The 11,927-nt window shown below is 65.7% G+C and carries 10 protein-coding genes; 2 read left to right on the top strand and 8 right to left on the bottom strand.

Features of this window, described 5'->3' with window-relative positions; genetic code table 11:
- Positions 1-39: 39 nt before the first annotated feature.
- Together CBW50_RS13880 and CBW50_RS13875 are read left to right on the top strand one after the other, a co-directional pair.
- The gene (locus tag CBW50_RS13880) at positions 40-1,053 is read left to right on the top strand and encodes a serine/threonine protein kinase (protein WP_086146133.1); all 1,014 of its coding nucleotides are present in this window, start codon (positions 40-42) and stop codon (positions 1,051-1,053) included.
- Between the two features lie 185 nt (positions 1,054-1,238).
- Positions 1,239-3,671 (top strand): hypothetical protein, encoded by a 2,433-nt coding sequence (locus tag CBW50_RS13875; protein ID WP_086146105.1) that lies wholly within the window; start codon positions 1,239-1,241, stop codon positions 3,669-3,671.
- Positions 3,672-3,850: 179 nt separating this feature from the next.
- Here the strand turns inward: CBW50_RS13875 and CBW50_RS13870 are convergent, their stop codons facing one another.
- The 8 genes from CBW50_RS13870 to CBW50_RS13835 all read right to left on the bottom strand — a co-directional run bounded on the left by CBW50_RS13870 (position 3,851) and on the right by CBW50_RS13835 (position 11,818).
- Positions 3,851-4,804, bottom strand: a complete 954-nt coding sequence (locus tag CBW50_RS13870) for a hypothetical protein (RefSeq protein ID WP_086146104.1) — start codon at positions 4,802-4,804, stop codon at positions 3,851-3,853.
- A gap of 260 nt (positions 4,805-5,064) precedes the next feature.
- Positions 5,065-5,439: a hypothetical protein gene (locus CBW50_RS13865; protein WP_086146132.1), complete on the bottom strand. Its 375-nt coding sequence runs from the start codon at positions 5,437-5,439 to the stop codon at positions 5,065-5,067.
- Positions 5,440-5,567: 128 nt separating this feature from the next.
- On the bottom strand, positions 5,568-6,812 hold the full coding sequence (locus tag CBW50_RS13860) for a TerD family protein (protein ID WP_086146103.1): 1,245 nt from the start codon (positions 6,810-6,812) through the stop codon (positions 5,568-5,570).
- On the bottom strand, positions 6,809-7,801 hold the full coding sequence (locus CBW50_RS13855; RefSeq protein WP_086146102.1) for an HpcH/HpaI aldolase/citrate lyase family protein: 993 nt from the start codon (positions 7,799-7,801) through the stop codon (positions 6,809-6,811). Before CBW50_RS13855 ends, CBW50_RS13860 begins: the two co-directional genes overlap by 4 nt.
- Entirely contained in the window at positions 7,794-8,900 is a 1,107-nt protein-coding gene (locus tag CBW50_RS13850; RefSeq protein ID WP_086146101.1) for a cysteine protease StiP family protein, read from the bottom strand. The genes CBW50_RS13855 and CBW50_RS13850 overlap by 8 nt, the downstream gene beginning before the upstream one ends.
- Positions 8,897-9,649, bottom strand: coding sequence for an HAD family hydrolase (locus tag CBW50_RS13845; protein ID WP_086146100.1), 753 nt, complete (start codon positions 9,647-9,649; stop codon positions 8,897-8,899). Before CBW50_RS13845 ends, CBW50_RS13850 begins: the two co-directional genes overlap by 4 nt.
- Entirely contained in the window at positions 9,627-10,784 is a 1,158-nt protein-coding gene (locus tag CBW50_RS13840; protein WP_086146099.1) for a phosphoribosyltransferase domain-containing protein, read from the bottom strand. The genes CBW50_RS13845 and CBW50_RS13840 overlap by 23 nt, the downstream gene beginning before the upstream one ends.
- Positions 10,781-11,818: an ATP-grasp domain-containing protein gene (locus CBW50_RS13835; RefSeq protein WP_086146098.1), complete on the bottom strand. Its 1,038-nt coding sequence runs from the start codon at positions 11,816-11,818 to the stop codon at positions 10,781-10,783. Before CBW50_RS13835 ends, CBW50_RS13840 begins: the two co-directional genes overlap by 4 nt.
- Between the last annotated feature and the right edge of the window lie 109 nt (positions 11,819-11,927).

The raw sequence follows: 11,927 nt of genomic DNA, 5'->3' as shown, positions 1-11,927 counted from the left end.
TTTGCACCGGCGGCACGCGCGCGCCTTACAATGTCGCTTATGCACAATGAAAACCAGCCGCACGAGGACGACCGGCCCGTCCATCCCTTTTCCGCACTGAGCCCCGACTGCGTGCTTGACGCCCTCGACAGCGTGGGCTTGCGCGGCGATGGCCGCCTGCTGGCGCTCAACAGCTATGAAAACCGCGTCTACCAGGTGGGCATCGAGGATAGCGCGCCCCTGGTGGCCAAGTTTTACCGTCCCGCGCGCTGGAGCGATACGGCCATCCTGGAAGAACACGCCTTCGTGTCCGAACTGGTCGAGCGCGAAATCCAGGTGGTGCCCGCGCTGGCCATCAACGGCAGCACCCTGCACCAGTACCAGGGCTTCCGCTTTGCGGTCTTTCCCCGCCACGGCGGCCGCGCGCCCGAGCTGGACGACCCGGCGACGCTGGAATGGATAGGGCGCTTCATCGGCCGCATCCACGCCGTCGGCGCGCTGTCCGCCTACAAGGAACGCCCGGCGCTCGATCACCAGACGTTTGGCGTGGAACCGCGCGAATTCTTGCTGGAAGGCAACTTCTTGCCGCCCGAACTGCTGGCCGCGTATTCCAGCGTGGCGCAGCAGGCGCTCGACGGCGTCAAACGCTGCTACGACCGGGCGGGCGACGTGGCCGTGTTGCGCACGCACGGCGACTGCCATGGCGGCAACGTGCTGTGGACGGACGCCGGCCCCCATTTCGTCGATTTCGACGACAGCCGCATGGGTCCGGCCATCCAGGACCTGTGGATGATGCTGTCGGGCGAGCGCGGCGACCAGGTGCGCCAGATGAGCGACATCCTGGCCGGCTACGAAGACTTTTGCGATTTCGACCCGCGCCAGCTGTACCTGGTCGAAGCGCTGCGCACCCTGCGCCTGATCCATTATTCGGCCTGGCTGGCGCGCCGCTGGGACGACCCCGCCTTCCCCGTTGCCTTCCCCTGGTTTAACACGCAGCGCTATTGGCAGGACCGCATCCTGGAATTGCGCGAGCAGGTGGCGCTGATGGACGAGGCGCCTTTGTGGCCCATCTGAATGCATATTTTGCCAATAAAACCGTAGCGAGCGGCAGCGCGACGCGCAGTAGGTTTGATTGGTGAAATGATGAAAAGGGCGGTAAAACTGGCTCTTCTTGCCGCGCTGATTTGTGCATGCCTGTTCGATAATGGTGGTAATAAATTCCCATAAGCAACGGAATTCACCCGAATAAGCGAGAAATCATGCAAGCACAGCAAAATCAGCGCCAGGCCGTTTCCCTCACCGTCGCGTATTCCGCCGACGACGAGTTCGACCAGGACAGCATTGTTTCGCTGCATGATTTCAAGGACCTGGAGAGCAAGGCCGAGGCGCCTGCGCCTGTCGCCGCCGCCCAGCCGCAGGCTGCCGCCGAGCCGGAGCAGGAAGCCGACATCAAGGCGCCGGCCGCCGAACGCCAGAAAATGGAATTGAAGGCCATCCACGAGGCGATCGCCCGCGTGGAAGCGGAAGCGAAAGCCACCTGCGCCGCCGAAAGCCGGGCATTGGCCGAGGCGCGCGTGCGCTCGCTGGCCGAGGACCGCGCCGCCATCGATGCGGCGGCGGCCGCCGCCGCGCAGCAAAACGCGCAGGCGGCCGAGGAGGCCATCGCCGCCAACCGCGAGCGCCTGGAAACCATGCGCGCCGCCGCGCAGGCGAGCGTGGCCCGCCTGGAAGCGGTCAAGCAGGAGACGGCCGAACTGCGCGCCCGCGTGGAATCGGACAATGAAATCCGCCTGGCTGCCGAACAGCGCGCCCGCGCCGAGCAGGAAAGCCGCCTGCGCGCCAGCGAACAGGTGGCGGTGCAGTCGGAACTGGCCGAGCAGGCGGCCCGCGCCGCCGAGGAATTGCAGGTGCAGACGGAGCAGGCGCGCCTGCAGGCCGTCGAGCGCGTCGCCGCCGTGCAGGCGGCCAAGGAAGAAATGGTGGGCATCGCCTCGGCCGACGCCCGTGTCGCCGTGCTGGCGCGCGAACGCGAGCGCCACGCCCACGGCGCGCGCCAGACGGCGCAGATGCTGGCCGAAGCGGAAAGCGAGGCGCTGGAACTGACGGTGCAGCGCGAGCGCGCCGACCAGATCGCGCTGGAATCGGCATTTAATCGCGCCGCCGCCGAAGTGCGCGCGCTGGAGGAGGCGCGCGCGCTGGCCCACCTGGAGCAGGAACGCGAAGCCATCGCGCTGGCACAGGCGGAGTCCGAGCGCCATGCGGCGCAATCGCTGCACCTGCGCCTGCAGACGGAAAAGGAACTGCGTGACGCGGCCGTCCACCGCGAGCGCCTGGAAATGGTCGCCGCCGCCAGCGCCCAGGCGCGCCGCGACGCCGACATGCGCATCCTGGCTGCCACCGAGGCGCGCATCGAGGTGGACCGCCAGCTGCGCGCCGTGGCGCTGGCCCGCGTCGCCGCCGAACAGGATGCGGAAATCGCCGGCCACGCCAAGCTGGAAGCGGAAACGGCGGCGCTGGAACAGACCAAGGCGTTGGAAGCTGCCGAGCAGGCGGCCGCCGTGGCGGCGGCCCGCGCACTGGAAGAACAGCAGCGCGCCGCCAGCCTGGCGCAGGAACGCGCCGAACTGGCGCGCCAGGCGGCGGAACTGGCTGCGCGCCAGAACGCGGCCGAGGAACAGGAAATCGCCAGCAGCGGCGCGCACCTGGCCGCGCAGGCGCAGGCCTTAGCGCTGGCCGAGGAAAAGGCGGCGCAGGCCGCGCGACTGCAGGCACAGGAGCAGGAGCGCCTGGCCGCCGAACAAGCCGCCATCGTCGCCTTGAACGAGAAACTGGACGCGGAAGCGCTGGCCTTCAACGCGGCGCAGGAACGCATCGCCGCCGAAGCGGCGCAAGCGGAACTGCTGCGCGGCCAGCACGCGGCCGAGCAGGCCTTGCGCGTCGCGTCGGAAAAGGAGGCGGACGCCATCCGCATCCTGATGGACCAGGCGCTGGTCGAAGGCGAACAAAAGGCGGCCGCCGCGCAAGCCGTGCAGGCGCAGGCGCGCCTGGCCGTGGAACTGGGCCAGGTGCATAGCGAGCGCGCCCGCGTGGAAGAGGACAAAGCCCGGGAAGCCGATGCGCTGCTGGCGTCCGAACGCGACTTCGTTGCCGCCGAACGCGAATCGCTGGCGCTGATCGCGCAAAAACTGGTGCAGCAGCGCCAGACGACGGCCGCCGAAGAGCGGGCGTCGAAAGCCATCGCCGGCCGCCTGGAAGCGGAAAAGCAGGCGACGCAGGCCGCCGAAGCGCGCGCCGGCATGGAACAGGAAGCGCTGGAGGCCATGCGCCAGCGCGAGCAGCTGGAACTGGCCGCCCGGCAGGCCGCCAGCGAGAAACTTGACGCGCAGCAAGCCTTGCTGGCCAGCGCCCAGGCCCATGCGGCCCTGCAGCGCAAGGCGGCCGACACGACGCGCGCCATGGCCGCCGCCAAGCAGCAATTGCTGGAACTGGATATTGCTCGTGCACAACAGCAGGAGCGCGAACTGGCCGCCCTGCGCGCCAGCCTGGAACAGCAGCAAAGCGCGTTTTCCAGCTCGCTGGCCGCCGCCCGCGCCAAGGCTGAACAGGTAAGCTCGGCCAGTCTGACGCGCGAAGTGATCGAGCGCCTGACGCAGCCTAACGAGTCGGCCGGTGCAGTCTGGCGTTCGCGCTAGGCAGGATACCGAACCAAACCTACTGCGCGGCGCGCTTTGCGGCTGGCGATGCTCACCGGCTCGGCGCCCCCCGCACTAAAGTACGGTTGCGCTTCTCAGCCGAAAATCACTGCCGCTCGCTACGGTTTTGTTCGGTATCGTTACTTTGGCGGAAGAGCGAGATTTTTTAGTTTTTTCCATCAGAATTTTCTTCCCACCCCCACCAAAATCACATCCGCATCGCGGTGGTAGTCCGTCACCACCCGGTTCCACGCCACTTGCGCCACCCAGCGGCGGTCGACGTGGTAGCGGGCAACGGCTGACAGCAATCCCGTCAGGCGCGTGCTGTGGCCCTGGGTGTCGCGCGCATCCCACGCCAGGTAGGGGCCGCCGCCCATGCCGAATTCCACCTTTGCATTGAGCGAGCGGATCAGCCACAGCTGCGCGGCCACGCCGCGCCGGTGCGCCAGGTCCGTGTCGCCTTCATCGAGGGCGGTGACGGTCCAGTCCACGTATTTTCCTGCCGCGCGCCGGTATTCCAGGGTGAACGGGCGCGATGACTCCGAGCGCAGGCTGTTGACGATGGTGTGGCCCGTCGAGACGGTCAATGTGTCGTCGTGCGCCCAGTTCTGCAGGTGCAGCTTGGCGCCGGGCACGCCGTCATAGCGGTAGCCCGCGCCGATCAGCAGATGCGTGGTGTTGTCCTTGCCATCGGGCTTGATGCGGTTGATCTGCGCCTGCGCATACCAGCGGTTGCCGAATTGCCAGCGCGCCTGCAGGCTGACGATGGAGCCCCAGCCGTGGTCGTTGTCGAAGTTGTGCAGGCCATCGTCGGTCCTGGCCGTATCGAAGAAGAAATAGCGGCCCGCGCCGGCGCCCAGCATCAGCCCTTGCTCCACCTTTTTCGTGCGCAGCCAGAACTGGCCCGCCATGCCGTCGCGGTGATGGTCTTGCGGGTGGCCCTCATTGATGTAGGACAGGCTCATGGCGTTGTAGTCGCCCACCGGCTGCGTGTAGCTGACGGCGGCGACGAAGGTGCGCTCCTTGGTTGAACTGACTTTCAGGGCGCCGGCCATGCCGGAGATATCCTGCGCCTGCAGCGACAGGGGAAGCGAGCTGGCCAGCAGGAGCAGGCCGGAGAGGCGGATGCGCATGGTGTTTCCGGTAGTGGTGATACACGCTATTGGTCGGCTGGCTGGGCGTCATGCGATAGCGCAAAGGTCACGCACATTTACTACATTAGTAAAATGTCTCAGTCAGAACTAATTGCTGTAGTGTATAAGAAAGTGAGAATGTGTGAGGCACGTAACAAATTTCTTGCTAGAAATTCATTGCCGCAAAGACGAGGGAAAGGCGGGGAAGAGGGCGCCGGCCTGGAATGGCCGGCCGGCGCGGCAGTGCTGGAATGCGCGGCTTACTGGCTCAAGACCACTTTGTCGGCAAAGTATTCCGTCTCGCCGAAGCATTGCGTGGGCACGCCCTTGTGCTGGCTGTAGGTGACGAGGATGCGCTTGCCGGCTGCGGCCGTCAGCTGTTTTGCCACTTCCTCGTCGCGCACGCTGAACTGGAATTTTTCCGGGATGGTGCCGGGCAGCGCCGTCAGCAGCAATTCCCCTTCCCACGTCTTGCAAATCCAGCCCCGCTTGGAAAACTTTTGCAGGTAGCCCGCCCGTTCGCCTTCCGAGTACGAGAAGCTGAGGGCCATCCACGTATAGGCGGCCAGCAGCAGGAAGCCGGCCACGAGGAAGATGGCGAAGGCGAAGGTGACTTTTTTGCTCGTAGGGGTCATGGTAGGGTTGTCTAGGTAAAAAAAATGGGGATGCTTAAAAATGTTCAGGGCAAGGCGCATTGCCGAAGACAGTACGACTAGTACGGCACGGCAATGCAACGCCGCCATGGACTTTTTTAAGCGTTCCCTCAGTCTTTGCGGCCGGCTTTCCAGTTCAGGCCAAAGCTGTAGCGCTCGTCCATGGCCTGGTGCGCCGTGATTTTACCTTGGCCGCCGAAGTATTCCACCAATTTTGTCACCTGCAGGTTGCCGCCGTGGTTTTCCAGCATGGCGATGGCGCACATGGCGTGCTGGCTGTCTGTGTCGAGGCGCACTTCCACCGTGGGCTGGCCGGGAATCTCGATCGTCACCACGCCATCCGTGGCAGCCCAGTTCGGCACGCCTTCGTAGATGAAGGCGTAGACGAGCACGCGCTTGATCTGGTCGAAATGGCTGCCGTTGATGAAGATGTTTTCGCCGCTGCTGACGCTGCCCGTGCGGTCGTCGCCTTCCAGGTGGATGTACGGTGGCCTGTCATACGCGCCCCAGCTGTTGCCCAGCGCCTGCACGGCGCTCTTGGCGCCATTGCTCATCTCGAACAGGCAGCCGATATCGAGGTCGATGCCGCCCGCGCGGCCGGCCGGCTTGTTGAACAGCTTGCCCAGGAAGCCCGTGTCGAGCTTGGACGCGGGCGCCTGCCCTTGCGACGCGTTCTGGTTCCAGTTCAGGTTGACGCGGATGCGGCCATAGCCGCCGCTGTCGCGCTTGTCGAGCGAAATCTTGTCGCCGCGCTTTTCCAGGCGGATTTTCGACAGCGAGATTTTATTTGCCGCCGGCGGTGCCGCCGGTGTGGGGACGGGAACCGGTGCAGGAGCCGGGGCCGATTGGGCCGCTTCGCTGCCGCCGAAGTGCTTCAGCAGCGCCGCCAGGCCGCCCGCAAAACCCTGGCCCACGGCGCCGAAGCGCCAGCTGCCGTCGCGGCGATACAGTTCACCGATGATGACGGCTTTCTCGTCCTGGAAGTCCGTGCCCGTGAAGGCAAACGTGGCCGCCTGGCCCAGCGCCATGCTGGAGTTGCCCAGCGCGCGCATGCCGCCCTGTTCCGTCGCCGCCGTAAACACCAGCTTGTCGATCGAGGCGGGCAGGCGGGCAAGGTCCACCTGGAACACGGAGCGGGAACCGTTCAGTTCCACGGTGACGGCGTTGTCCGGCGCGCTTTTCTGGTTGTAGAACACCATGTAGCGGTCGTCCGACAGCTTGCCGGCTGCATCGACGCCGAAGCAGCTGACATCCACTTCCATCGAACCGGAAGCGATATCGAGCGTGACGGCGAACGGGCCGTTCAAGCCCAGGTCAGCCAGTTTGCCTTTTTGTCCGCGTGTGAAATTGGTCATGGTCGTGCAGTCCCTTCGTCGCTGGAGAGTTGAGTATTCAAGGAGTGATGCAAATGGGGGGGCGATGCCGCCGCGCCGTCGGCGTGGCGGATGCCGAACAGGCGCGCCTGCTCGATGATGCGCTGCGCCCAGCTGCTGTGCGTGGCCACTTCGCACATCGATTCCTGCATGCGGAACACGGCCGGGCTGTCCGGGTCGATGATGCGCAGCGCCAGTTCGATATCCGACTGCGCCACCTGGTAGTGGCGCTCGATCTGCGGCACCTGGTCCGGGTGGATGGCCGTCTTGGCGATCATGCCGTGCGCCATGTCCTGCGCCACTTCGGCGTCGAGCCAGCTGCCCTGCGACAGGTGCTCGAAGACGGGCGCCGTCAGCTGGAAGCCGTGCGGCTTGAAAATCGTCACCAGGCGGCCGATGACCTGGCCCAGCGGCGTCTGGTAGATGGTGCCGCTGGTGGGGCGGCGCAAGCCCAGCAGGGCTAATAAATCGTTGCCGCCGATGCGCAGGGCCAGGATGCGGCGCCGCACTTCCGGCGCGGACAGGATGAGGCGGAACTGCTTCATTTCCTCGTCGTCGAACACTTCCGCCGTTTCCAAGGTCGGCATCAGCAGATGATGCGTGTGGCGCACGAGGTCGAAGTAGGCGGCGAAGTTGTGGCGCGTGGACTTGGGCAGCACGAAGCCGCTCAATTTGTCGGCGCCGGGCATGGCCAGCACGCGCGCCAGCACCTCGAGGTTACGCACGCGCACGAAGCGCAAGGTATCGGATTCGTCGGCCATGTTTTGCAGCGCCAGCGACAGGTTGAACAGCGCGTAGCTGAGGTCGCGCTCGGCGATGGCGTCTTCGGTGCAAAGGATGACCGAGCGCAAATGGCTGAATTTGTCGCCATTGGCGATCGCCAGCAAGTCCTTGTGCGTGGTCGGCACATACATGGAGGCGCCCAGCGCCGCCTTGTGCTCACTTTGCGGGTGTAGGGAGTTGTTATCCATCGACTGCGCTCCTGATAAGGGCGACCGCCTGGTAAGGCAGCGCCGGTTCTACGGTGACGGGTATGGCTTTTTCCTGCGCCAGAAGCAGCAAATGTGCCACGTCCGGCGCATTCGTGTCGCGCACGATCAGGCGCTCGGGCACGCGGCGCAGCAGCACCCGCGTCGCTTCGCCGATGCCCGGTTTGATCAGGTTGATGTCGCTGATGCCGTATTGCTGCTGCGCGGCGGCCATGTAGGCTTGCGAGCGGGCCGCCATGGCGGGCGCGTCGCTCGCCTCGGCCAGCGGGATGCCGCTGCTGGCGGCAATGGCCATGGCGTCGGCCACCAGGCCGTCGGCGAAAGCGCGCGACTGGTCGTGCTGCTCGAACTGCGCGTAATACACGCAGCCGTGGAAGTCGTTCGGACCAATGGCTTCATTGAGCACGGAGCGGCTGACCAGGCCCGAAACGGTGGCGTTCAGGATGCTCGACGGGATCAGGTAGTCGCCCGACGAGGCGGCGCAGGCGGCCGTGCCGGCCAGGTCGGACAGCACGAACAGGCCGCCGTCGATGGCCGTGCCATTGGCGGCGTTGAAATCGTGGACCGTCTGGCGCAGCTCGCGCGAAATCACGCCCTTGCCCGTCCAGCCGTCGACGAAGACGAGGGACGCGTCACTGTGGCCCTGCGCCAGGATATGGTGCAGGGCGTTCGCGTCGATGCCGCGGTCGCGGATGATGGAGACGGAATAATGGCTGCACTCGCGCTGGAAGACCTGGCGCAGCAAGTGCCCCAGGATGACGCCCACGGGCGTGCCGGCGCGCGCCAGCGACACCAGCGTGATGGGCCCCGTGCGGCGCGCCGCGATCAGGGCTGCCAGGCGCAGGCAGTCGCGCGCCATCTGCAGGCGGTTGGCGGCGAATGCGCTCTGGAACAGGGCCAGGTAGGCGGGCGAGGGCAGGGACTCCGGCGACAGCATCTCGCTGTAGTGGCGCTGGCCGGACTGGATCAGGCGCTCTTTCTCGGCCAGGTCGAGGATGGGCTCGAGCGCCATCGGCGTGAGGAGGAACTCCACGTCTTCCTGGCGGTAGCTGCCGCTGAAATGCTGCGTGCTGTCGGTCATAGCGCCGCCACCGTGAGGGCCGCCAGCTGGGTGCCGTTGGGGATGATGGCGTAGTCGCAGGCGGCCATGAAGCTGGCGTCCGAGCGGCTGTCGCCCATGCCGAAGCTGACGATGGGGCCATGCTCGGCTTCCAGCTCGGCGCGCAGGTAAGCGACGGCGCGCGCCTTGTTCAGGGTCTTCGGCAGCACGGCCAGGTTGTTGCCGTTGCGGTGGATGAAGTAGTCGGACCCTTCGGTCGCGATCCACTGCTGCAGCATCTGCTCTTCGATGTCGGCCAGGCGCTCGCCGCGCGCTTCATGGTCCTTGACGACGATGTAGAACGGCGTGTTGTAATCCTCGATCAGGCGCGCGCGCGAGGGCATTCCCGTCCTGGCCTGGAAATCGTCGATGATGCGCATGGCGTCCCGCAGGCCGGGCAGCGCCGTCTGCATGTCGTTCTGCATCAGCGCCAGCCAGCCCGCGTCGAGCGCGCCGCCCGGCTGCAGCACGATGCCGCCGTAATCGAGCACGCTGTAGCTGGTAAACGGCAGGTCGACGCGGCGGAAGGCGTCGCCATTCCTGGCCGTGGCGGGTATCAATGTCATGCCGCTTTGCGCAAACTCAAAGAAGGCGCGCTGGCGCGCCGTCGTAAACGAGCAGGCGTCGCCATTTTTCAGGTAGGCGGCCGGCTGCAGGCCGGTCTCGCCCGGGCATTTTTTCGGCGTCTGGAACAGTGTGTCGTCCAGGTCAACAAACAGGAATTTCTTCAATTTTGGTCTCTGACTGAAAGTGGAACAGGCGGCCGTTCAACTGGCCGGCGAGTTGCATGAGGGCCGGGCTGGCCGGGGTTTCATGGCAGATGAACACGTGCTGGTACTGGCCCGGCGCCACGTTGTACAGGTAATTGGCGATGCCTTCGCCGTAATTGTCGTCGCAGTGGACGATATGCCCGACGGAGCCCCACGACAGGATGGGCGAGCGCGTGGTCGATTGCACCACCACGTTCTTGCCCAGGCTTTCCAGTTCGCGCGCCAGCAGGAAGGACGGGTGCATGAATTCGCCCGTGCCCAGCACCAGCACGGAGTCGCCGGCGCCGATTTCCTGCGCCAGCTGCACGGCCAGGCCTTGCGGCGGCGCCAGGGCGCGGCCCACGCCGATGCGCCCAAAGGCGGGGCTGGCGCCCCGTTCTTCGTTGGCCTCGAAGCGCTGCGCGCTGGCTGCCACGGGCGCGGGCGCCTCGCCGGCCTGGAAGGCGTAATGGCCGGACAGCGCCGCGCCGATGGTCGTGGGCAGGCCGAAACGCTCACTCAAGCCCGCGTTGGCGGCCTGGCCCATGAAATTGGTGATCACGCCCAGGTGCAGCTTTTCCAGCTGCGCATAGCGCGCGCGGCACACTTGCACCAGATTGGCGAAGGTATTGCCGGTCGACGCTTCATCGTCGATCAGCACCAGGCTGCGCGCCGTGGAAAACAGGGCGCTGGCCGCGTCCGACAAATGCAAAAACTGGCGCGGCGCGTGGCTGTGCGACTCCTCGAATTCGAAGAAGGGCACCGTGCCCACGCGGTAGCGCGAGCTGTGCAAAAACAAGGCCTTGCCGTTCGGGTTGGCGCGCAGCCACGCCTCGAACACGCCCTGGCCCAGGCCGACGGCCGTTTCCGCCATGGCGATGAAGACGACGGGGCCGGGCAGGCTGGGGGGAATCTGCGCGGCCAGGTCGTCGTGGATGGCTTGCATGGCGCGCGGCGTGACGGGCCAGTGCTTGCCCAGCACTTTTGACAGGAACAAAAAGCCCCGCTTGGCGTTGGCGCGCGCGGCAAAGCCGATCAGCCAGTCCAGCGGAAAGCGCGCCTCGTCCACCTTCAGGGTCAGTTCGCCCGTGGGCATCTGCTGCTTGACGAGGTTCATGGCAGCTCCACGGCGTAGGCGGCTTCGCCCACGCGCATGCCATCGCGGATGGCGGGCACGGTGAGCTTGTCGAAACCCTGGTCGAAGCCGGCCAGCGCCAGGTAGGGCAGGTTGGGGCCGGCCGCGCACGCCATGCCGATGCCGCCCGACATGCGCGGATTGATCTCCAGCAAAGCCAGGCCGTTGGCGCCTTCGCGGAACTGGATGTTGAAGACGCCGTTCAGGCGGTAGTCGCGCGCCAGTTTGTCGCAGGCGGCCAGCAGGTCGGCGCGCAGCTCGATCAGCTGGCCGCTGCCGCCCCCATGCAGCTTCTTGCGCGGCACGGCGCAAATGAGCGCGCCCTGGTCGGCGACGCAGTCGGCGCTGTATTCGTGGCCGTCGAGGTATTCCATCAGCAGCAGGGTCTTGAACGATGCCATCTGCGCCAGGCCGTTGCGCAGCTCTTGCGCATTGATCTGGTAGGCGGCGCCGGCCAGCAGCAGCTGGGCGCTGGTGCGCTCTTCATCGAGAATGGCAAAGCCCAGGGCATACACGGATTCGGACGGTTTGATGCACAGCTTGCGATGCAGCGGGCGCAGTTCGGCGTAGGCGGCGTCGTATTCCGCGATGCTGGTCACGGCGCGGTAGTCGGCCGGGCGCGCCATCGGCAGGTCGAGGCCGTCGCAGAAGCGCGCCTTGTCGTGCATCAGGGTCAAAGTCTCTTCGCTGGCCACACTGAGCACGCGCGTGCCGAGGGCGGCGAAGCGCGCGCTGGCGCTGCCGATCAGTCCCGCTTCCTTGCCGGGCCAGAAAATCGTGATGCCCCGGTCGCGGCAAAACTCCAGGCACCACTCGACATAATTGTGGCCCGTCAGTCCAGACGGTTCGACCACATATTCGTGGGCCGACAAAAAGGCGGCCGCATGCGCATTCGTATTGCTGCACACGATGTGATAGCGCGGCGCGCCATTGGTCGCGGCCATATCGGCTTCGCGGATCAGGCGCATGGCCGTGCCGACCGAGGAAAATGTTTTGTTGAACCAGACTCTTTGCATGTACGGGGACCGGGTGGAAATAGGGGAAGCTGCGCGCAGGTGCGCGCGCGGGGAGTCTAAGCGACCAGACTTAACCTGGCCTTAGAAGTTTTTCGAACAACAAACTAAC

This window comes from Janthinobacterium sp. GW458P (genome assembly GCF_002127585.1).
Classification (GTDB): domain Bacteria; phylum Pseudomonadota; class Gammaproteobacteria; order Burkholderiales; family Burkholderiaceae_D; genus Janthinobacterium.
The sequence above is the reverse complement of the archived record's forward strand: the minus strand, read 5'-3'. Positions and strand labels throughout refer to the sequence as shown.